The organism is Jiangella gansuensis DSM 44835, assembly GCF_000515395.1.
In the GTDB taxonomy this organism is placed as follows: domain Bacteria; phylum Actinomycetota; class Actinomycetes; order Jiangellales; family Jiangellaceae; genus Jiangella; species Jiangella gansuensis.
Genome location: NZ_KI911782.1, coordinates 2,763,716 through 2,784,707 on the forward strand (window position 1 = coordinate 2,763,716; position 20,992 = coordinate 2,784,707).

24 protein-coding genes are annotated in these 20,992 nt (G+C 71.5%); 20 read left to right on the forward strand and 4 right to left on the reverse strand.

The genetic code is table 11. The features are described from left to right. Positions 1 to 4: 4 nt before the first annotated feature. Positions 5 to 928 (reverse strand): diacylglycerol/lipid kinase family protein, encoded by a 924-nt coding sequence (locus JIAGA_RS0113335; protein ID WP_026876046.1) that lies wholly within the window; start codon positions 926 to 928, stop codon positions 5 to 7. A 152-nt stretch (positions 929 to 1,080) separates the two neighbouring features. On the opposite strand from JIAGA_RS0113335, the gene JIAGA_RS29585 reads away from it, so the two are divergent. The 7 genes from JIAGA_RS29585 to JIAGA_RS0113370 all read left to right on the forward strand — a co-directional run bounded on the left by JIAGA_RS29585 (position 1,081) and on the right by JIAGA_RS0113370 (position 8,067). Continuing rightward, positions 1,081 to 2,067 carry an aldo/keto reductase gene (locus tag JIAGA_RS29585; protein WP_051426049.1) on the forward strand — a complete coding sequence of 329 codons (987 nt, stop codon included), beginning with the start codon at positions 1,081 to 1,083 and terminating at the stop codon, positions 2,065 to 2,067. A 283-nt stretch (positions 2,068 to 2,350) separates the two neighbouring features. Continuing rightward, entirely contained in the window at positions 2,351 to 3,217 is an 867-nt protein-coding gene (locus JIAGA_RS35650; protein WP_026876047.1) for an ATP-grasp domain-containing protein, read from the forward strand. 53 nt (positions 3,218 to 3,270) lie between these two features. Then, positions 3,271 to 5,244, forward strand: a complete 1,974-nt coding sequence (thrS, locus tag JIAGA_RS0113350) for a threonine--tRNA ligase (RefSeq protein WP_026876048.1) — start codon at positions 3,271 to 3,273, stop codon at positions 5,242 to 5,244. A 46-nt stretch (positions 5,245 to 5,290) separates the two neighbouring features. Continuing rightward, a complete protein-coding gene (locus tag JIAGA_RS0113355; RefSeq protein WP_026876049.1) occupies positions 5,291 to 5,545 on the forward strand; it encodes a hypothetical protein in 255 nt (84 codons plus the stop codon). Continuing rightward, complete coding sequence (locus JIAGA_RS0113360) at positions 5,542 to 5,973, forward strand: type II toxin-antitoxin system VapC family toxin (RefSeq protein WP_026876050.1); 432 nt, start codon at positions 5,542 to 5,544, stop codon at positions 5,971 to 5,973. Before JIAGA_RS0113355 ends, JIAGA_RS0113360 begins: the two co-directional genes overlap by 4 nt. Before the next feature lie 3 nt (positions 5,974 to 5,976). Further along, positions 5,977 to 6,486, forward strand: a complete 510-nt coding sequence (locus tag JIAGA_RS29590; RefSeq protein ID WP_051426050.1) for an HIT family protein — start codon at positions 5,977 to 5,979, stop codon at positions 6,484 to 6,486. A gap of 87 nt (positions 6,487 to 6,573) precedes the next feature. Then, positions 6,574 to 8,067: a S10 family peptidase gene (locus tag JIAGA_RS0113370; RefSeq protein WP_026876051.1), complete on the forward strand. Its 1,494-nt coding sequence runs from the start codon at positions 6,574 to 6,576 to the stop codon at positions 8,065 to 8,067. A gap of 23 nt (positions 8,068 to 8,090) precedes the next feature. Here the strand turns inward: JIAGA_RS0113370 and JIAGA_RS0113375 are convergent, their stop codons facing one another. From JIAGA_RS0113375 to JIAGA_RS0113385, 3 genes are read right to left on the reverse strand one after another with little or no spacing between them, the layout of a single operon-like run. Then, complete coding sequence (locus tag JIAGA_RS0113375; protein ID WP_026876052.1) at positions 8,091 to 8,480, reverse strand: type II toxin-antitoxin system VapC family toxin; 390 nt, start codon at positions 8,478 to 8,480, stop codon at positions 8,091 to 8,093. Next, positions 8,477 to 8,749 carry a type II toxin-antitoxin system VapB family antitoxin gene (locus JIAGA_RS0113380; protein ID WP_026876053.1) on the reverse strand — a complete coding sequence of 91 codons (273 nt, stop codon included), beginning with the start codon at positions 8,747 to 8,749 and terminating at the stop codon, positions 8,477 to 8,479. Before JIAGA_RS0113380 ends, JIAGA_RS0113375 begins: the two co-directional genes overlap by 4 nt. A 32-nt stretch (positions 8,750 to 8,781) precedes the next feature. Beyond that, on the reverse strand, positions 8,782 to 10,923 hold the full coding sequence (locus JIAGA_RS0113385) for an elongation factor G-like protein EF-G2 (protein ID WP_026876054.1): 2,142 nt from the start codon (positions 10,921 to 10,923) through the stop codon (positions 8,782 to 8,784). Positions 10,924 to 11,141: 218 nt separating this feature from the next. Here JIAGA_RS0113385 and pgsA point away from each other — a divergent pair, with 218 nt between their 5' ends. The 13 genes from pgsA to JIAGA_RS0113450 all read left to right on the forward strand — a co-directional run bounded on the left by pgsA (position 11,142) and on the right by JIAGA_RS0113450 (position 20,968). Next, positions 11,142 to 11,753: a phosphatidylinositol phosphate synthase gene (gene pgsA / locus JIAGA_RS0113390; RefSeq protein WP_026876055.1), complete on the forward strand. Its 612-nt coding sequence runs from the start codon at positions 11,142 to 11,144 to the stop codon at positions 11,751 to 11,753. Continuing rightward, a complete protein-coding gene (locus JIAGA_RS0113395) occupies positions 11,750 to 12,676 on the forward strand; it encodes a phosphatidylinositol mannoside acyltransferase (protein WP_026876056.1) in 927 nt (308 codons plus the stop codon). The genes pgsA and JIAGA_RS0113395 overlap by 4 nt, the downstream gene beginning before the upstream one ends. Further along, positions 12,673 to 13,818 (forward strand): glycosyltransferase family 4 protein, encoded by a 1,146-nt coding sequence (locus JIAGA_RS29595; RefSeq protein ID WP_051426051.1) that lies wholly within the window; start codon positions 12,673 to 12,675, stop codon positions 13,816 to 13,818. Before JIAGA_RS0113395 ends, JIAGA_RS29595 begins: the two co-directional genes overlap by 4 nt. A 14-nt stretch (positions 13,819 to 13,832) precedes the next feature. After that, on the forward strand, positions 13,833 to 14,369 hold the full coding sequence (locus JIAGA_RS0113405; protein WP_035812502.1) for a hypothetical protein: 537 nt from the start codon (positions 13,833 to 13,835) through the stop codon (positions 14,367 to 14,369). A gap of 178 nt (positions 14,370 to 14,547) precedes the next feature. After that, entirely contained in the window at positions 14,548 to 15,492 is a 945-nt protein-coding gene (pdxS, locus tag JIAGA_RS0113410; RefSeq protein WP_211239647.1) for a pyridoxal 5'-phosphate synthase lyase subunit PdxS, read from the forward strand. 10 nt (positions 15,493 to 15,502) lie between these two features. Then, a complete protein-coding gene (locus JIAGA_RS29600) occupies positions 15,503 to 16,042 on the forward strand; it encodes an NUDIX hydrolase (RefSeq protein ID WP_051426052.1) in 540 nt (179 codons plus the stop codon). Between the two features lie 51 nt (positions 16,043 to 16,093). Continuing rightward, entirely contained in the window at positions 16,094 to 16,702 is a 609-nt protein-coding gene (gene pdxT / locus JIAGA_RS0113420; RefSeq protein ID WP_035812504.1) for a pyridoxal 5'-phosphate synthase glutaminase subunit PdxT, read from the forward strand. A gap of 5 nt (positions 16,703 to 16,707) precedes the next feature. Next, entirely contained in the window at positions 16,708 to 17,469 is a 762-nt protein-coding gene (locus JIAGA_RS0113425; protein WP_026876060.1) for a YebC/PmpR family DNA-binding transcriptional regulator, read from the forward strand. 243 nt (positions 17,470 to 17,712) lie between these two features. After that, on the forward strand, positions 17,713 to 18,237 hold the full coding sequence (ruvC, locus tag JIAGA_RS0113430) for a crossover junction endodeoxyribonuclease RuvC (protein WP_026876061.1): 525 nt from the start codon (positions 17,713 to 17,715) through the stop codon (positions 18,235 to 18,237). Continuing rightward, positions 18,234 to 18,845 (forward strand): Holliday junction branch migration protein RuvA, encoded by a 612-nt coding sequence (ruvA, locus tag JIAGA_RS0113435; RefSeq protein WP_026876062.1) that lies wholly within the window; start codon positions 18,234 to 18,236, stop codon positions 18,843 to 18,845. The genes ruvC and ruvA overlap by 4 nt, the downstream gene beginning before the upstream one ends. After that, complete coding sequence (gene ruvB / locus JIAGA_RS0113440; RefSeq protein ID WP_026876063.1) at positions 18,842 to 19,924, forward strand: Holliday junction branch migration DNA helicase RuvB; 1,083 nt, start codon at positions 18,842 to 18,844, stop codon at positions 19,922 to 19,924. Before ruvA ends, ruvB begins: the two co-directional genes overlap by 4 nt. 110 nt (positions 19,925 to 20,034) lie before the next feature. Beyond that, a complete protein-coding gene (gene yajC, locus JIAGA_RS29605; protein WP_051426053.1) occupies positions 20,035 to 20,379 on the forward strand; it encodes a preprotein translocase subunit YajC in 345 nt (114 codons plus the stop codon). A 61-nt stretch (positions 20,380 to 20,440) separates the two neighbouring features. Further along, the gene (locus JIAGA_RS0113450) at positions 20,441 to 20,968 is read left to right on the forward strand and encodes an adenine phosphoribosyltransferase (protein WP_026876064.1); all 528 of its coding nucleotides are present in this window, start codon (positions 20,441 to 20,443) and stop codon (positions 20,966 to 20,968) included. Positions 20,969 to 20,992: the final 24 nt, after the last annotated feature.

Consider the following 20,992-nt stretch of genomic DNA (forward strand, 5'->3'; position numbering starts at 1 on the left):
CGGGTCAGGGCGGCGGTGCGATCACCCGGGCCGCGTGGTGCAGGACCGTCCACGACCGGTCGGCCTCGAGCATCGACAGCTCGCCGTCGGCGTTGACGGGGACCGGCTCGTCGGCCGTCACCGTCACGGCGTGCCCGCGCGCCTCGACGACGTCGTGGCGCTCCGGATGCCGGCCGCGGACCAACGCCACCGCGAAGCCCAGCCGGGCGCGCCAACCGGTCGAGAACGACACGACGACGTCGGCCTGCCCGTCGTCGGGGTGGGCGGACGGAGCCACCCGGGCACCCCCGCCGACGGTGACGCCGTTGCCGAGCGCCGCCATGAGAACCCGCCGTCCGCCGCCGGCCACGACCCGGCCGTCGACCGCCACCCGCAGCCGCCAGCCGCGTGCGGAGGCTCCTGCGACCGCGCTCCCCACCGGGTAGGCCAGCTTCCCCAGCCGCGGCTTGAGCGGGACCGCCCGTCGCCCGGCCTCGGCTCCCACGCCCAGGTGGACGGCGTTGACGACGACGCCGCCGGTGTCGTCGACCAGGACGTCCAGGTCGCTCGGCTGCCCGTCGAGCACCGCCTTGGCCGCCTCGGCCGGGTCCAGTGGCAGCCGCAGCGTCCGGGCCAGGTCGTTGCCGGTGCCCATGGGCACGATGCCGAACTCGAACGGACGCTCACGGGCACCCGCCTCGGCGCCGGAACCGCCCAGCCGGCCGAGCCGGTGCGCCGCCGCGATGAGCGCGTGCACGGAGCCGTCGCCGCCGAGGATCACCGGCAGCCGGTCGCCGAGCCCGCCCAGGACGGCGGCCAGCTCAGCCGGGTCGCGCGTCTCGGCGACTTCCACCCGCGCGCCGGAGCGCAGCACGTCCAGGGCAGAGCGCGTCGCGCCGTCGCCCGTGCCGCCGGCCCGGCCGTTGGTGATGACGAGCAGGTCCTTCACGCGCCCTCCACTCGGTGTCGGCTCCCATTCTGCCCGTGATCGCCGGGCCCAGGTGAGCCGGCCGGTTTCTGTCAGAACGGCCGGTTCCTGCAAGCCGAGCCAGGGGTGGGCGGCCGACCATGGCGCTCCCGATACCCGACCGAGGGAGGACCATGACCGTCGATCCCACGTCCGAACACCGGCCGGCCGCCACCCCGGCGGGCGACCTGCTCATGCGGGAGATCCCGGGTACCGGCGAGCGGCTTCCGGCACTCGGCCTGGGCATGTTCATGACGTTCGACGTGCTGCCGGGAGCGCCCCGAGCGCACCTGCGCGAGGTCGTCGAGCGGTACTGGACCGGCGGCGGGCGCGTCTTCGACGTGTCGCCGCTGTACGGCAACTCCGAGCACGTACCCGGCGACATCATGACCGACCTGGGCATCACCGACCAGGCGTTCATCGCCAACAAGCTCTGGACGACCGGGGACTTCCTGAGCGACCGCCGCGACGCCGAACGCGCGCTGGAGCGGTCGCTGAACAACCTGTGGCGCGAGCGCTTCGACCTGATGCAGGTGCACAGGCTCACCAACGCGGAGATGAACGTCGCCATCCTGCGCTCCTGGAAGGAGGCAGGCCGCATCCGCTACGTCGGCGTCACCCACCACGTCACGCACTACTTTCCGGCTCTGGAAGCGTGGATCCGCACCGGCAACGTCGACGTCGTGCAGGTGCGGTACTCGATCTTCCGCCGGGACGCCGAGCGCCGCGTCCTCCCGGCCGCGGCCGACCACAGCACGGCGGTCCTGGCGCACATGACGCTGGAGAAGGACCGGCTGCACCGTGTCGTGGGCAACCGGCCGTTGCCCCGGTTCGCCATCCGTGACCTCGGCTGCGACACGTGGGCCCAGTACTTCCTCAAGTACGTGCTGTCGCATCCGGCGGTCACCTGCGCGGTGGTGGCGACCCGCGACCCCGACCACATCGACGACGACCTCGGCGCCCTGACCGGTCCGCTGCCCGACGCCGAAACGCGCCGCGCCATGGTCGAGCACCTGGAACGGCTGCGCGGGTTCTCCGCCATCGACAGCGTCGGCTGGTACCCGGACAAGACATTCGACGGCCGGGTGCAATTGTCCGGCGGGGAACACCTGTTCGCCTGACTGCGCCCGGTGCCCTCGGCGGGAGCGATCAGGTGACCGATCACGCCGCATTGCCGCGTCGAGGTCAGCTGATCCTTTCGGGTCCACAAGCTGGAGACGATCAGGTGCCCGATTCGCGCCGCCCACGGGTGCGATCGTCATCTGATCGCCGCCACGGAACCGATCAGGTGACACACCGACGATCAGGTGGAGACCCAGCGGCACTCCGCGGTATCCGGCGGTGTCAGGCGCGACCGGTATCGTCGGGGCTGTCTCGCTTCGCCGCCCTGGAAGGAACACCGCGATGCCGCAAGTCGCGCTGGTCACCTGCGCCGAGCTACCCGACCTCGACCCTGACGACCAGCTGCTGTTGCCGCCGCTCGCGGCCCGCGGTGTCGAGGCCGTGCCGGCGGTGTGGGACGACCCGGCCGTCGACTGGGCCGGGTTCGACCTCGTCGTCGTGCGCAATCCATGGGACTACGCGCGCCGGCGCGACGAGTTCCTGGCGTGGGCGCGGTCGGTGCCCAGGCTGGCCAACCCGGTCAAGATCATCGAATGGAACACCGACAAGCGGTATCTGCGCGACCTCGCCACCGCCGGTGTCCCCGTCGTGCCCACCACCTGGCTGGAGCCGGGGGGCGTCGTCGAGCTTCCCGAGGCGGGGGAGTACGTCCTGAAGCCCGCGGTGAGTGCCGGGTCCGCCGACACCGGCCGGTACCGGCTCTCCGACCCGGCAGAGCGCCGGCTGGCCGAGGAGCTCGCGGCGCGGTTGCTCGGCCGGGGCGCCACCGTCATGCTCCAGCCGTATCTGAGCGCCGTCGACACCGCCGGGGAGACGGCGCTGCTGCACTTCGACGGCGTCTACAGCCACGCCATCCGCAAGGGCCCGATGCTCGACGGGCCGTACCGGGGCGACGACGGCGAGCTGTTCCGTGCCGAGCAGATCGACCCGCGGGTGCCGGCGGCGGCCGAGCGCGAGCTGGCCCGGGCGGCCCTCGACGTCGTCCCCGGGAGCCACCAGGACCTCCTGTACGCGCGGGTCGACGTCATCCCGGGAGCCGACGGCACGCCCGTGGTGCTGGAGGTGGAGCTGACCGAGCCGAGTGTGTTCCTCGCCCACGCCGACGGCGCGGCCGGACGGCTGGCGGACGCGATCGTGGCTCGCCTGTAGCGGGTAGCATCGGGCGCGTTCGTCAACCACCCCGTCACTTCCGAGGAGCAGTCGTGTCCGAACAGATCCGCATCGTCGTCGCCGGCAGCGAGCGACAGGTCGATGCGGGCACGACGGCGGCGGACCTGTTCGCCGACCAGTCCACGGTGATAGCCGCCCGGGTCGGCGACACGCTGGTCGACCTCGCCCGCGTGCTGGCCGACGGCGACGACGTCGAGCCTGTCGCCATCGACTCGCGCGACGGCCGCGACATCCTGCGCCACTCGACGGCCCATGTCATGGCCCAGGCCGTGCAGGAGCTGTACCCGCAGGCCAAGCTCGGCATCGGCCCGCCGGTCGAGAACGGCTTCTACTACGACTTCGACGTCGCCGAGCCGTTCACACCCGATGACCTGAAGAGCATCGAGAAGAAGATGCAGCAGATCGTCAAGGAGCGGCAGTCGTTCGTGCGCCGCCCGGTCAGCGACGACGACGCCCGCGCCGAGCTGGCCGGCGAGCCGTACAAGCTCGAGCTCATCGGCCTGAAGGGCGGCGGCGCGGAAGCGGCGGCGGAAGGCGCGTCGGCCGAGGTCGGCGCCGGCGAGCTGACCATCTACGACAACGTGAAGCCCGACGGGGAGCTGGCCTGGAAGGACCTCTGCCGCGGCCCGCACCTGCCGACCACCCGCGCCATCCCGGCGTTCAAGCTGATGCGCGTGGCCGCCGCGTACTGGCGGGGCAGCGAGAAGAACCCGCAGCTGCAGCGCATCTACGGCACCGCCTGGGAGAGCCGTGAGGCGCTCAAGGACTACCTCGACCGGCTGGCCGAGGCCGAGCGACGCGACCACCGCAAGCTGGGCCGCGAGCTCGACCTGTTCAGCTTCCCGGACGAGCTCGGCTCCGGCCTGCCGGTGTTCCACCCCAAGGGCGGCGTCATCAAGCGGGAGATGGAGGACTACGTCCGCCGCCGGCACCTGGAAGAGGGTTTCGAGTACGTCGGCACCCCGCACGTCTCCAAGCAGGGCCTGTTCGAGACCTCCGGGCACCTGCCGTACTACGCCGACGGCATGTTCCCGCCCATGGAACTGGAGGGCAGCTCCTACTACCTCAAGGCCATGAACTGCCCGATGCACAACCTCATCTACCGCTCGCGGGGCCGTTCGTACCGGGAGCTACCGCTGCGGCTGTTCGAGTTCGGCTCGGTGTACCGCTACGAGAAGTCCGGCGTGGTGCACGGCCTGACCCGGGTGCGGGGGATGACGCAGGACGACTCGCACTCCTACGTCACGCAGGAGCAGGCCGCCGACGAGATCAAACACCTGCTGGACTTCGTGCTCGGCCTGCTGAAGGACTTCGGGCTGGACGACTACTACCTCGAGCTGTCCACCCGCGACCCCGGCTCGGACAAGTTCATCGGCACCGACGAGCAGTGGGAGCAGGCGACCCGCACGCTCGAAGAGGTCGGGAAGGCGTCCGGCCTCGAGCTGGTGCCCGACCCGGGCGGCGCCGCCTATTACGGCCCCAAGATCTCGGTGCAGACCCGCGACGCCATCGGCCGCACCTGGCAGATGTCGACCATCCAGCTCGACTTCAACCAGCCGGCCCGGTTCGAGCTGGAGTACCAGGCCGCCGACGGGTCCCGGCAGCAGCCGGTCATGATCCACTCGGCGAAGTTCGGTTCCATCGAGCGGTTCATCGGCGTGCTGACCGAGCACTACGCCGGCGCGTTCCCGCCTTGGCTTGCCCCCGTCCAGGCGGTCGGCATCCCGATCGCCGACGAGCACGTGCCGCACCTGGAGAAGGTCGCTGCCGTGCTGGCCGAGCAGGGGGTGCGCGTCGAGGTCGACCGCTCCGACGACCGCATGCAGAAGAAGATCCGCACCGCGCAGAAGCAGAAGATCCCCTTCATGCTCATCGCCGGCGACGACGACGTCGCCAAGGACGCGGTCTCCTTCCGCTACCGCGACGGCAGCCAGAAGAACGGGGTACCCGTCCAGGAGGCCGTGGCCGAGATCGTCGACGCGGTACGCCGTCGCGTCCAGGTCTAAGGTCTGACGCCTGAATCCCCAGGTCAGGACATGCACATGCTAATGTATGTGCATGTCCATGACCCATCGCCTGCAGATCCTCCTGGACGAGGAGAGGCACCGGCGCGTCATCGCTGTAGCAGCGTCGCGACACGTCTCGGTGGCGACGGTCATCCGCGAGGCCATCGACCGCGGGCTGCCCACCACCGGGCGCCCGCGGGAAGAGGCGGCGTCTCGGTTCCTCGCGGCGGAGCCGATGGACGTTCCCGAGGTGGACGAGCTGCTGGACGAGCTCGACCAGCTACGGGGCCGGCGCGGGTGATCGTCGTCGACACGACGGTGCTCGTCTATGCGGTGGGCACCGAGCACCCGTATCGCGAACCATGCCGGTCGCTGGTCCAGGCGGTGCGCGACGGGCGGGTGCGCGCGACCACCACGGTGGAGGTCGTGCAGGAGTTCACACACGTCCGAGCGCGCCGCCGAGGGCGCGAGGACGCCGCGTCGCTGGCCCTGGACGTCGTCGACACGTTCTCACCGCTGCTGCGCGTCGACGAGAACGACCTACGCACCGGCATCGCGATCTACCGGAGCTCCGGCCGGCTGGGCAGTTTCGAGGCGATCCTGGCCGCGACCGCTGTGAACGCGGGCGCCGACGGCCTCGTCTCGGCGGACAAGGCGTTCGGAGACGTTGCCGGCCTCCGGCACGTCGTTCCGGACATCGACGCCGTGCAGGCCTTGATCGGAGGATGAGCGGTGCCCGAGACCGACCGCCTGGAGCGGCTATGGACGCCGTACCGGATGGCGTACATCAACCGTGAGCCCGGCAACGGGGTTGACGGCGACGGCTGCCCGCTCTGCGAGATCCCGACGCTGTCCGACGAGGACGGGCTGATCCTGCGGCGTGGGCGGACGGCCTACGCGGTGCTGAACCTGCACCCGTACAACCCCGGCCATCTCATGGTGGTTCCGTACCGGCACACCGGCGAGTTCGAGACGCTCACCGACGACGAGTCGCGCGAGCTCACCTCGATGACGCAGGAAGCCGTCCGGGCGGTCCGCGCCGCGTCCAGCCCGCACGGCTTCAACGTCGGCCTCAACCTCGGCGGCGTGGCCGGCGGTTCGCTGTCGGCCCACCTGCACCAGCACGTGGTACCGCGGTGGAACGGCGACGCCAACTTCATGACGGTGCTCGACAACACGAAGATCATGCCGCAGCTGCTGGCCGACACCCGGACGTTGCTCGCCGCCGCCTGGCCGCGCTGACCCGACCTCTGGCCGTGTTGACCCGACCTCTGGCCGCGCTGACCCGGCGCCGGCCGGGCGCCGGCGGCACCGATAAGGTCGGCCGCGATGAGCGACGCCGAACCGACGCCCCCGCCCAGCTCTTCCGGCTCCGAGCCCGCCGCCGCTGACCCGCCGCAGGTCGAGGACGAGCTGATCACCACCCAGCACGTCCTCGACACCCCGGACGGCCCGCTGCACTACACGGCCAAGGCTGGCCGGGTGGTCCTGTGGGAGGACAAGGTCGAGGACGGGGTGTGGAAGGGCCGCCGCCCCCGCGCCCAGGTCGGCCTGACGGCGTACACCCTCGACGACGCCGAACCCGGTAGCCGGCCGGTGACCTTCGCCTTCAACGGCGGGCCGGGCTCGGCGAGCGTGTGGCTGCACTTGGGCTTACTCGGCCCGCGCCGCGTCGTCATGGGCGACGTCGGCGCCCTGGCCCCGCCTCCTTACGCGCTCGCCGACAATCCGGAGTCCCTGCTCACCGTCAGCGATCTGGTGTTCATCGACCCGGTCTCCACCGGCCGTTCGCGGGTGGTGGACGGCGAGAAGGCAGGCGACTTCCACGGGTTCACCGCCGACATCGAGTCCGTCGGCGAGATCATCCGCCAGTGGATCACGGCCGAGGGCCGCTGGCTGTCGCCGAAGCTGCTGGCGGGGGAGTCGTACGGCACCACCCGCGCCGCCGCGCTCGCCCAGCACCTGCAGAGCACCGGCATGTACCTCAACGGGCTCATGCTCATCTCGTGCGTCCTCAACTTCGGCGTGCACGACTTCAAGGAGGGCAACGACCACGCCTATGCGCGGTTCCTGCCGTTCTACGCCGCCACCGCGCACTACCACGGCAAACACCCGGGCCGGGAGCTCACCGACGTCGTCGCCGAAGCCGAGGCCTACGCCGCGCGCGACTACCTGTACGTGCTGGCCCGTGGCTCCCGGCTGAGCCCGCAGGAGCGCGCCGACGCCGTCGCCACCCTCGCCCGCCTGACCGGGATCAGCGAAGACTACGTCTCCCGCGCGGACCTGCGCCTCGAGCACTGGCGCTACTTCACCGAGCTGCGGCGCGACGACGCCCTGACGATCGGGCGCCTCGACTCCCGCTTCACCGGCCCGGCCGCCAGCCAGATCGCCGAGGGGATGGACTCCGACCCGTCCATGGACGCGATCCTCGGGCCATACGCGACCGCGTACCAGCACTACGTGCGCGCCGAGCTCGGCGTCGAGGACACCTCGCCGTTCCACGTGTTCGGCCCGGACGTCATCGGGAAGTGGAGCTACAAGGAGTTCGAGAACGCGTCGGTGTCCGTGCTCGACCGTCTCTCCCGGGCGATGCGGCAGAACCCGCACCTGCTCGTGCACACCGCGTTCGGCTACTACGACGGCGCCACCCCGTTCTCGTGCGCCGAGGACGACCTCGCGCACGTTCGCATCCCGGCCGAGCTGCAGGGCAACATCGAGCGGCGCTACTACGAGGCCGGACACATGATGTACGTGCACGAGCCCAGCCGGCTGCGGCAGAGCGCCGACCTGGCCGACTTCGTGCACCGAGCCACCGGAGCCTGACCTGGTCCGACGCCCGGACGGCCTCAGGCGACCAGGTCCAGATCGGTCTGCGGGAAGTCGTCGCCGACGCAGAGCAACGGCCGGCCGCTGACGGCAGCGACCGCGTACGTCAGGCAGTCCCCGAAGTTCAGTGCCGCCGGATGCCGGCCCTTGCCATATCTGAGGTAGGCGCCGACGGCGACCGGCCAGTGCGCGCCGGTGACCTCGACAGGTCGTAGCCCGGCCTCGGTGACGAACCGGCCCAGCAGGCTCGAACCGGACGGCCCCAGCCGCGCCGCGAGCACGATGCCGGTCTCCACCAGGGTGGGAACGCCAATGCCCACGTCGGCCGCGTCGACGAGATGATCGAGCAGGAGCTCGTGATTGGGTTCGCCGAGCAGGATCGACACCACCGCGGAACTGTCGACGATCACACGCCCTCCGCCCCGATACCGAGGATCTCCTCACGCTGCTGCTTCGTGGGGGCATGGCCACGGATCTCGACGGGTATCTGCGGCCACACCTCGTCGACCAGGAAGCGCTGGAGGCGCTGCCGGCGGTCGGCGGCGACCCTGGCCGCCAGCACCCTTGCGAGCCGATCCTCCAAGGCACTGCGAATCGCGCCGGTCTTGGTGTCCTGCGTCAGTGCGGCCAGCTCCGCGGCGAGCCGTTCCGTCGTCGGGTCCTTGATGTTCAGCGCCATGGTGTAAGGGTACCTTCGATGGTGTAACGGCATCAATCCTTCGCGGCCGAGAGGATCTTCGCGGCGAGGTTGTGCGGCATCGGGTCGTACCGGGCGTAGGTGCGGGTGAACGTGCCGGTGCCGTGGCTCATCGCCCGCAGGTCGATCGCGTAGCGCACGATCTCGGTCTGCGGCACCTCGGCGCGCACCACCGTGCGACCCTGGCCGACCGCCTCCGTACCCAGCACCCGGCCACGGCGCCCGGCCAGGTCGCCCATCACCGCGCCCACGTAGTCGTCGGGCACCATGACCGAGATCTCGTCGACGGGCTCCAGCAGGTTCACCCCGGCAGCCGCGGCGGCCTCCTTCAACGCCAGCCCGCCGGCGGTCTGGAACGCCATGTCGGAGGAGTCGACGCTGTGCGCCTTGCCGTCGAACAACGTCACCTTGATGTCGACCATCGGATAGGCCGCGGCGGTCGTGCCGCGCTCCATCTGAGCCCGCACGCCCTTCTCGACCGACGGGATGAACTGCCGGGGGACGGCGCCACCGACGACCCTGTCGACGAACTCGAAGCCGGAGCCTTCGGGCAGCGGTTCCACCTCGATCTCGCAGACGGCATACTGCCCGTGGCCGCCGGTCTGCTTCACGTGCCGGCCGCGGGCGGTGGCCTTGCCTGCCAGCGTCTCACGCAACGGCACCCGCAGCCCCACCTGCTCGACGTGCACGCCGTAGCGCGAGCCGAGCCGGTCCAGCAGCAGGTCCGCGTGGGCCTCGCCCATGGTCCAGAGCACCAACTGGTGGGTCTCGGGGTTGTTCTCGACCCGCAGGGTCGGGTCCTCGGCCACCAGCCGGGACAATCCCTGCGCGAGCTTGTCCTCGTCGGCCTTGGCCGCCGGCACGATGGCCACCGGCAGCAGTGGCTCGGGCATGGACCACGGCCGCATCAGCAGCGGGTTGTCCTTGTCCGAGAGGGTGTCGCCGGTCTCGGCCCGCGACAGCTTCGCGACGGCGACGAGGTCACCCGCGTGTGCCTCGCTCACCGGCCGCAGCGTCTTGCCCAGCGGGCAGGAAAGCGACCCGACGCGTTCGTCCTCGTCGTGCTCCTCGTGGCCGCGGTCGGCCAGGAAATGGCCGGACACGTGCACGGTGGCGTCCGGGCGCAGCGTTCCGGAGAACATCCGCACCAGACTGACCCGGCCGACATAAGGATCAGACGTCGTCTTGACCACCTCGGCCAGCAGCGGCCCGGCCGGGTCGGCGCCGATCTCGCGCCCCAGCGGGGCACCATCGACCGTCGTCACCTCGGGCAACGGATGCTCGGCGGGGGACGGGAACGCGCCGGACATGACCTCCAGCAGTTCCTGGGTGCCCAGGCCGGTGGCCGCGCAGACGGGGATGACGGGGTGGAACGATCCGCGCGCGACCGCCCGTTCGAGGTCGTCGACCAGCACCTTCATCTCGATGACCTCGCCGGCGAGGTAGCGGTCCATGAGCGATTCGTCCTCGGACTCCTCGATGATCCCCTCGATCAGCTCACCGCGGGCGTCCTCGAGCGGGCCGGCTTCGTCGCCGGACGGGTCGCGCTCGGACCGAACGCCGTCGGCGTAGGTGAACACCCGGCCACTGAGCAGGCCGATCAGGCCGTCGGAGCCGGTCGGCAGATAGAGCGGCAGCACCTTCTCGCCGAATCCGTCGCGGCAGGCGGCGAGGGTCGCGGCGTAGTCGGCACGCGGGTGGTCGAGCTTCGTCAGGACAACGGCGCGCGGCATCCCGACCGCGTCGCATTCCGCCCACAGCATCCGGGTGGTGCCGTCGATCGGCTCGGCCGCGGAGACCACGAACAGCGCGCAGTCCGCCGCGCGCAGCCCGGCCCGCAGGTCACCGACGAAGTCCGCGTAGCCGGGCGTGTCCAATAGGTTGATCTTGACCTGCTGGTGCATCAGCGGCGCCAGCGCCAGCCCCACCGAGCGCTGCTGGCGGATCTCGGTGTCGTCGTGGTCGCACACCGTGGTGCCGTCCTCGACGCGTCCGGGCCGGTGGATCGTCCCGGATGCGACGAGGAGGGCCTCGACGAGTGTGGTCTTGCCAGCACCGGTGTGGCCGACGAGGACGACGTTGCGCACGTCCACCCCGCCGGCCGGTGGTGTGCCGCCGGCCTCGGTGGCGTCTACTGCCTGGTGTCGTGTCGCCATGCGCCAGCCTCCTGCCTCGCAGGGCGACGCCGCCGGCGGTTCGAGCGCCTCGTTGCGCCGCCGCTTTCGGGTTGGGAACACGATGTGGTGATGGCCACTTTGGTGCGCGAAGCGTGGATGCGCAAGGCCCTCGGCACCAACATCAGTAGCATGGCGGCGCCGGGTGCTGTTCGTACAGCCAACCGGTCGCGGACACCTCGGAGCCGAACGGACGGGCGATGCTCGACAAGTACACGCGGGTTTACACCACTCGCATCCTCACACCGGCCGCGCGCGGCCTGTTGCGGCTGGGCCTCACCCCGGACGCGGTGACGGTGATCGGCACGCTCGGCGTGGTCGCCGGCGCAGTCGCGTTCTACCCGCGCGGCGAGTTCCTGTGGGGGACGCTGTTCATCACCGCGTTCGTCTTCTTCGACAACATCGACGGCATCATGGCCCGGTTGAAGGGGCGCAAGAGCGGCTGGGGCGCGTTCCTCGACTCCACCCTCGACCGATTCGGCGACGCCGCCATCTTCGGCGGCCTGGCCATGTGGTTCGCCGGCGACGGCGACAGCCTGCGAATGACCGCGCTGCTGATCACGTGCCTCACCCTCGGGGCCGTCGTCTCCTACGCCAAGGCGCGCGCCGAGAGCCTCGGCTACACGGCCGGCGGCGGCATCGCCGAGCGGGCCGACCGGCTGGTCGCCATCCTCGTCGTCACCGGCCTGGTCGGCCTGCTCGACCTGCCCGTCGCCGTGCTCGAGGTCCTACTCTGGCTGTTGGCGGCAGCGAGCGCGTGGACGGTGTGGCACCGCGTTCGCGAGGTCAGGCGGCAGGCGGCACGGGAGTGAGCGCATTCAGCGAGCAGCGGCAGCTGTGGCTGTACAGCACCGGCTGGACGGCCGTGCAGAACATGCCGGAGCGCGCGGCCTACCGCTCCTTCCGCGCCATCGCCGACCTGTCCTGGCGCCGGCGCAGCCCGTCGGTGCGGCGGCTCGAACTGAACCTGGCCCGGGTGGGCAAGTACGAGCCAGAGGAACTGCGCGAACTGACCCGGCTCGGCGCCCGCTCCTACATGCGGTACTGGTGCGACGCCTTCCGGATGTCGGAATGGAGCCACGAGCGCATCATCGAGCGGGTCCGCGTCGTCAACGAGGACCGCTTCCGGTCGGCCATGGCCTCCGGTCGGGGCGTCGTCGTGGCGCTACCGCACATGGGCAACTGGGACTGGGCCGGCGCCTGGGCCTGCCTCACCGGTGCGCCGCTCGCCACCGTCGCCGAGCGGCTGCGGCCGGAGAAGCTCTACGAGCGGTTCGTCACCTACCGCGAGGCCCTGGGCATGACCGTGCACCCCCTTGGCGGCAACGGCGTCATGTCGGACCTGGCCGAACACCTGCGCCGGGGCGGGCTGGTGTGCCTGCCGGCCGAACGCGACCTGTCCCGCCGCGGCGTGCCGGTCACGCTCTTCGGCGAGCCGACCCGGATGCCGGCCGGCAGCGCCATGCTCGCGCTGCGCACCGGCGCCGCGCTGCTCCCGGCCACGCTGGCGTACGAGGGCCGCGAGCCCGACCACTCCTTGGCCGTCACGTTCCACGAGGAGATCGAGGTGCCGGAAGAACGCGGTGACCGCCTGGCCACGATGACCCAGCGCATCGCCGACGCGTTCGAGACGGGCATCGCCCGCAACCCCGAGGACTGGCACATGACCCAGCGCATGTTCCTCGCCGACCTCGACGCCGACGACCCGCGCCGAGCACAGCCGGTGCTGCCATGAAGGTCGGCATCGCCTGCCCGTACTCCTGGGACGTCCCCGGCGGCGTCCAGGTGCACATCCGCGACTTCACGGAGGAGCTGACCCGGCGCGGGCACACCGTCTCCGTGCTGGCACCCGGCGACGACGATGACGACCTGCCGCCGTACGTTGTCACCGTCGGACGGCCGGTGTCCGTCCCGTACAACGGCTCCGTCGCCCGGGTGGCGTTCGGGCCCCGCATCGCCGCGCGGGTGCGCCGCTGGCTGCTGGACAACGAGTTCGACGTCGTCCACGTCCACGAACCGGCGTCACTGAGCCTCGGGCTCATCACCACCCTGTGGGCGGAGGTGCCCCTGGTCGCCACGTCGCACTCCGCGATGCGCCGGTCGCGCGCCATGAGTGCCGCGCAGGGCATCCTGAAGTCGGCGTTCGAGAAGTTCACCGCCCACATCGCGGTGTCCGAAGAAGCCCGCCGCACGGTCGTCCAGCACCTCGGCGGCGACGCCGTGCTGATCCCGAACGGGCTGTACGTCGACCGGTTCGCCGTCCCACCGCGGCCGGAGTGGCTCTCCGCCGACGGCACACTGTCCTTCCTCGGCCGCCTGGACGAGCCACGCAAGGGCCTGCAGGTCCTGCTCGAGGCCTGGCCGGTCGTCCACGACGCCTTCCCGGAAGCGCGCCTGCTGGTCGCCGGGCGGGGCGAGATCGACGAGATCCGCCGCGGCATCGACCCGCGCCATCGCGACGCCGTCCAGTTCCTCGGCGGCGTCAGCGACGAGGACAAGGCCGCCATGCTCGCCAGCAGCGACATCTACGTCGCACCGCACATCGGCGGGGAGTCGTTCGGCATCGTGCTCGCCGAGGCCATGGCCGCCGGCGCGCCGGTCCTGGCCAGCGAGCTGGAAGCATTCCGGACGGTGCTCGACGGCGGCCGGCTCGGCGCGCTGGTCCCCGTCGGCGACTCCAAGGCGCTGGCCGCCGAGGCCATCGCGATGCTCGGCGACGACGAGCGGCGGCAGCGCTACCGCCAGGCCGCCGCGGCCGGGGTGCGGCGCTACGACTGGTCCCGCGTCACGGAGGAGATCCTGGCCATCTACGAGATGGCCATCGCGGTGGGCGCCGGCGGCGCCGACCGGCACACCTTCCGGCTGCCTCGGTTGTGAGGGGAACTGACCTCGTGCAATGGGTGTTCATCACGATCGCGGTGCTGGCCGCGCTCGGCGTCTACCTGTCCTGGACCGCCGGCCGGCTCGACCGCCGGCACGCCCGCCTCGACGCCTCCCGCGCCGTCCTCGACGCAGAGTTCCTGCGCCGCTCCGGGTCGGTTCTCGACATCGCCACCGCCGGCCTGCTCGACCCCGCGACCTCGGTTGTGCTGGCCGATGCCGCCTCGCGCGCCCGCACCGCCGACGACACCGAGCGCTACCAGGCCGAGAGCGACCTCACCGCTGTCCTGGTGGCGGCCCTGGACGACCCTGACGACCTCGTGCCGCTGCGCGACGACCCGGCCGCCGCGGCCGCCTTCGACGAGCTGGCGATGGCCTGCCGCCGTGCCGCACACGCCCGGCGTTTCCACAACGAGCTGGTCCGCGGCGCCATTCGGCTGCGCCGCAAGGCACTGGTGCGCTGGCTGCGGCTGGCCGGGTACGCGCCGATGCCCGAGACCGTCGAGCTGGACGACCGCGTCCCACCCGGCCTGGCCACCGCCGGCTGACCGGGGCGTCGGAGGCCGGCACACGTCCGCCGGCCCCAAATGATCACGTTGCGTTGGGGTCTTCCCACGTCACCAGGAAAACTTGCCTGTGGCGACGGCATGTCGCCTCGGGTGGGGCCGGTCGCCGAAACGCGTCCCGCGCGCCGGCGTTCGAGTGTGTCAGGCGCGAGGACGTACCATGGACGTGACCACCACCCTGTCGAGTCGCGAGGTTGCAGCAGCAGTGTCCGAAGAGACGCAGTCCACTGTCGGTACCGCCCGGGTCAAGCGCGGCATGGCCGAGATGCTCAAGGGTGGTGTGATCATGGACGTGGTCACCCCGGAGCAGGCGCGCATCGCCGAAGACGCCGGAGCCGTCGCCGTCATGGCGCTCGAGCGGGTGCCGGCCGACATCCGCGCCCAAGGCGGCGTGGCCCGCATGAGCGACCCCGACCTCATCGACGGCATCATCGACGCGGTGTCCATCCCGGTCATGGCGAAGGCGCGTATCGGGCACTTCGTCGAGGCGCAGGTCCTGCAGAGCCTCGGCGTCGACTACATCGACGAGTCCGAGGTGCTCACCCCGGCCGACTACGAGCACCACATCGACAAGTGGCAGTTCACCGTGCCGTTCGTGTGCGGCGCCACCAACCTCGGCGAGGCGCTGCGGCGCATCACCGAGGGCGCGGCCATGATCCGGTCGAAGGGCGAGGCCGGCACCGGCGACGTCTCCAACGCCACCACCCACATGCGCCAGCTGCGCGACCAGATCACCCGGCTTGCGTCGCTGCCGGAGGACGAGCTGTACGTCGCGGCCAAGGAGCTGCAGGCTCCGTACGAGCTGGTCCGCGAGGTCGCGCAGGCGGGCAAGCTCCCGGTGGTGCTGTTCACCGCCGGCGGCATCGCCACCCCGGCTGACGCGGCCATGATGATGCAGCTCGGCGCCGAGGGCGTCTTCGTCGGTTCCGGCATCTTCAAGTCCGGCGACCCTGCCCGCCGGGCCGAGGCCATCGTCAAGGCCACCACGTTCTACAACGACCCGGACACGCTGGCGAAGGTGTCGCGTGGCCTCGGTGAGGCGATGGTGGGCATCAACGTCGCCGACGTGCCCGAGCCGCACCGGCTGGCCGAGCGCGGCTGGTGACCACCGGCCGGTGACCAGGCCGACGGAGCACAGCTCCGATCTGGGGGAGTGGCGCGACGACGACGGCGTCTGGTTCCGCCGGGCAGCGCGCGTCATCGCGGTGGACGACACCGGGCGGGTGCTGATGATGCGCGGTGTCGACCCCGCCGACCCGGGCCACGTCTGGTGGATCACCCCCGGCGGCGGGCTGGAACCGGACGAGGACGAGCGGGCCGGCGCGGTGCGCGAGCTGTTCGAGGAGACCGGCGTCCGGCTCACGGCGCCCGACCTGGCCGGCCCGGTCGCGGTGCGCAGCGCCACCTTCAGCTTCATGGGCCGCCCGTACCGGCAGGACGAGGTGCTCTTCTTCGCCCGGCTCCGCGGTACGGCCGAACAGCTGGTCACCACCGGCTGGACCCCGGTCGAGCAGGCGTCGGTCACCGAGTTGCGCTGGTGCATCCCGGACGAACTGGCGACCGTGGGGGAACCGGTCTACCCGCCGGCGCTGCCGGACCTCGTGCGCGGTCTGCTGGCCGCCGGCTGGGACGGCACGGCGCCCACCGTCGACTGACACCGCGGCCGGTAAAATCGAACCACACCCATACTGACGAGAGGTTCACCCGTGCCCCAGCCCACCGTGGGGGTCCTGGCCCTGCAGGGCGACGTCCGCGAGCACCAGCGCGTGCTGACCGAGCTCGGTGCCGGCACCGTGGCCGTGCGCACGCCGGAGGAGCTCGACCGCGTCGACGCCCTGGTCGTGCCGGGCGGCGAGTCCACCACCATGTGGCGGCTGGCGCGCAGCTTCGGACTGCTCGAACCGCTGCGCCGGCGCATCGCCGCCGGCCTGCCCGCCTACGGCTCCTGCGCCGGCATGATCATGCTGGCCGACCGGATCGAGGGCGGCGTCGCCGGTCAAGAGACGGTCGGCGGCATGGACATCACGGTGCGGCGCAACGCGTTCGGCCGTCAGGTCGACTCGTTCGAGGCCGACCTCGACTTCCCGGCGCTCGGTACGGCCGTGCCACCATTTCGGGCCGTGTTCATCCGGGCGCCCTGGGTCGAGAAGGTCGGCGACGGCGTCGATGTGCTCGCGCGGGTGGCGTCGGGCGCGAGCGCGGGTAGGATCGTCGCGGTCCGTCAGGGGCCGTTGCTGGCCACGTCGTTCCACCCGGAACTGACGGCCGACGCGCGGGTGCACGCGCTCTTCCTCGACATCGTGAAGGAGGCTTGAGGGCCATGTCCGGCCACTCCAAGTGGGCGACCACGAAACACAAGAAGGCTCTGGTCGACGCCAAGCGGGGCAAGCTCTTCGCGAAGCTGATCAAGAACGTGGAGGTGGCGGCCCGCACCGGCGGCGGCGACCCCGCGGGTAACCCGACGCTCTACGACGCCATCCAGAAGGCGAAGAAGTCGTCGGTCCCCAATGACAACATCGACCGCGCCGTCAAGCGCGGCTCGGGCGCCGAGGGCGGCGGGGCCGAGTACCAGACCATCATGTACGAGGGCTACGGCCCCAACGGCGTCGCCGTGCTCATCGAGTGCCTCACCGACAACCGAAACCGTGCGGCGTCGGAGGTACGCGTCGCCATGACCCGCAACGGCGGTTCCATGGCCGACCCCGGCTCGGTGTCGTACATGTTCGACCGCAAGGGCGTCATCGTCGTGCCGAAGGCGCAGGACGGCCGCAGTGTCACCGAGGACGACCTGCTCGAGGTCGTGCTCGACGCCGGCGCCGAGGAGGTCGAGGACCTCGGCGAGTCCTTCGAGATCCGCAGCGAGGCATCGGACCTGGTGGACGTACGGACCGCGATCCAGCAGGCCGGGCTCGACTACGACTCCGCGGACTCCTCGTTCGTCCCGTCGGTCAACGTGCCGCTGGACGAGGACGGCGCCCGGAAGATCTTCCGGCTCATCGACGCCCTCGAGGACAGCGACGACGTGCAGAACGTGTGGGCCAACTTCGACGTCTCCGACGACGTCATGGAGGCAGTCGGCTGAGCGGCGGCCGGAGGTACGACGAGCGCCAGCGAGTTGTGCCGGAGGTCGCGGCGAGGCCGAGGCCGACCCGGCGGATGGAGGCAGTCGGCTGAGCGGCGGCCGGAGGTACGACGAGCGCCAGCGAGTTGTGCCGGAGGTCGCGGCGGCCCAGGCTGTCGCCTGACGCCCGGCGCGTCTGTCCGGGGTGACCAAGCCGCTGCCGGTAGGGTCGGCACCGAACTGGTGTTCGGCGGAGGGTGGTCCATGCGGGTTCTCGGGGTCGATCCGGGTCTGACGCGGTGTGGCCTCGGCGTGGTGGACGGCACGCCCGGCCGGCCGCTGAGCCTTGTCGCCGTCGACGTCGTGCGTACCTCGGCCGACGCGTCGCTGGGCGACCGCCTGCTCGCCATCGAACGGGTGATCGAGGAGTGGCTGGACCGGCTGGCACCCGACACCGTCGCCGTCGAGCGCGTGTTCAGCCAGCACAACGTCCGCACGGTCATGGGCACCGCGCAGGCCAGCGGGGTGGCGGCGCTGGTGGCCGCGCGCCGGGGCATCCCGGTCGTCACCCACACGCCCAGCGAGGTGAAGGCTGCGGTGAGCGGCAGCGGCCGCGCCGACAAGGCGCAGGTCGCGGCCATGGTCACCCGGCTGCTGCGGTTGGACGCGGCACCCAAGCCGGCCGACGCGAGCGATGCGCTGGCCTTGGCCATCTGCCAGGTGTGGCGCGGTTCCGCGCAGCGCCGGCTCGATGCCGCGGTCGCCGCGGCGGGAAGGGGTCGACGGTGATCGCGTTCGTCCGGGGTCAGGTGGCGGTGCTGCGCCCCACCGAGACGGTGCTCGACGTCGGCGGCATCGGCCTGGCGCTGCATTGCACGCCGGCCACCACGTCGTCGCTGCGGCTGGGCGAGGTGGCGCAGCTGGCGGCCAGCCTGGTGGTGCGCGAGGAGTCGCTGACGCTGTACGGGTTCGCCGACGACGACGAACGCGCGGTGTTCGAGCTGCTGCAGACCGCCAGCGGGGTCGGGCCGCGCCTGGCGCAGGCGATGCTGTCGGTGCATTCGCCGGATGACCTGCGCCGTGCCGTGGCCACCGAGGACCTCGCGGCGCTGACGAAGGTGCCCGGCATCGGGAAGAAGGGCGCTCAGCGCATCGTCATCGAGCTGAAGGACAAGCTCGGCGCCGCCGCCGTCGGCTCGGTGCCGCGGGCGGGCCAGCCGCAGCCGGCGGCCGTGGCGGGTGACTGGCAGACGCAGGTGCACGAGGCCCTGCTGGGGCTCGGCTGGTCGTCGCGGGAGGCGGACCGGGCGGTCGAGACGGTCGCCCCGCAGGCCGACGGTGAGCCGGATGTCGCCACGCTGTTGAAGTCCGCGCTGCGCACGCTGGCCAAGACATGAGCGTCCCGTCCGACGACGAACCCGTCACCCGGCTGGTGGGCGGCGACGCCGACCACGAGGAGCGGGCCGCCGAGGCCGCGCTGCGCCCGCGCACCCTGGCGGAATTCGTCGGGCAGGAACGCCTGCGTGAACAGCTCTCGCTGGTACTCGATGCCGCCAAGGCCCGCGGCCGCAGCGCCGACCACATCCTGCTGTCCGGTCCGCCCGGCCTGGGCAAGACCACGCTCGCGATGATCGTCGCCGCCGAGATGGGCGTGCCCCTGCGCATCACCAGCGGCCCGGCCATCCAGCACGCCGGTGATCTCGCGGCCATTCTGTCCTCGGTGTCCGAGGGCGACGTGCTGTTCTTCGACGAGATCCACCGGATGGCCCGGCCGGCGGAGGAGATGCTGTACACCGCCATGGAGGACTTCCGGGTCGACGTCGTGGTCGGCAAGGGCCCCGGCGCCACCGCGATTCCGCTGGAACTGCCGCCGTTCACGCTCGTCGGCGCCACGACCAGGACCGGCCTGCTGCCCGGCCCGCTGCGCGACCGGTTCGGCTTCACCGGCCACCTGGAGCTGTACGAGCCGTCCGAGCTGGAGCAGGTGCTGGTGCGCTCGGCCGGGCTGCTGGATGTCGAGCTGCGCCCGGACGGCTACCGCGAGATCGCCGGGCGGTGCCGGGGAACTCCCCGGATCGCCAACCGGCTGCTGCGCCGGGTCCGCGACTTCGCCGAGGTACGGGCCGATGGCGTCGTCACCGGCGACGTCGCTCGCGCGGCCCTGAAGGTGTTCGCGGTCGACGAGCTTGGATTGGATCGTCTGGACCGCGCAGTATTGACCGCGCTGTGCCGCAACTTCGGCGGCGGTCCGGTGGGCCTGGGCACACTGGCCGTTGCCGTCGGCGAGGAGCGCGAGACCGTCGAGGAGGTCGCGGAACCGTTCCTGGTCCGCGCCGGCCTGCTGGCCCGGACCCCGCGCGGGCGCGTCGCCACCCCGGCCGCGTGGGCACACCTGGGGCTGGCTATGCCGCGTGACATCCCCTTCACCGGCGGCCTCGGCGAACCCGACCTGTTCTCTGCGGCCGACGAGGCCTAAGCTAGACCCTTCTGCCAGGTAAACTCGAAGTTGCGGCGGGCCATCGGGGCCGCTGACACGTGTTGCGGTACCCGCGGCGGGGCCGCTGGGAAAGGAAGCTCGACACTCACATGGAAGCACTGCTGCTCCCGATCATGCTGATCGCTGTGTTCTACTTCCTGCTCATCCGGCCGCAGCAGCGGCAGCGGAAGCAGATGGCGGAGCTTCAGCAGTCGGTCGCGCCCGGCACCAAGGTCATGACCACGGCCGGTCTCATCGCCACCGTCGTCGAGATCGACGACGACGAGGTGGTGCTCGAGGTCGCGCCCGGGGTCCACAGCCGCTACGTCCGCCGCGCCATCGTCAACGTCATCCAGTCCGAGGAGTCGAAGCCGGCGTCGGCCGACGACGAGGCCGTGCGTCACGAGCCGGTGCCGCAGGCCGAGGACCGCACCAACGGCGACGACAACCGCTGAGGCGCCGCGCGGGCCGTCAGGTCCGCCGCTCCCGCCGGCACGGTAACCTCCACCCGTGACCATCGCCGATTCCGACCGCGATCTGCTGCTCTCGCGCATCAGGGACGTCCCCGACTGGCCCGAGCCGGGCGTGGTGTTCAAGGACATCACGCCGCTGCTGCGCGACCCGGCCGCGTTCAGCACCACCACCGAGCTCCTCGCGGGCGTCGGCGGCGAGGGGGTGGACGTCGTCGTCGGCATCGAGGCGCGCGGGTTCATCCTCGGCGCGCCGGTGGCGCACCGTCTGGGTGCCGGGTTCGTGCCCATCCGCAAGGAGGGCAAGCTGCCCTGGGAGACCACGGCGGCCAGCTACCAGCTCGAGTACGGCGAGGCCACCATCGAGGTGCACCGCGACGCGTTCGCGCCGGGGGAGCGGGTCCTCATCGTCGACGATGTGCTCGCCACCGGCGGCACGGTGCGGGCCACCGTCGACCTCGTCCGCGGCGCCGGTGCGGACGTCGTCGGCGTCGGGGTGCTGATGGAACTGGGCTTCCTCAGGGGACGCGACAAGTTGCCCGACGTCAGGGTGGAATCGCTGCTCGTCATCTGACCACCGCCGGCCGCCGTCTCGCGG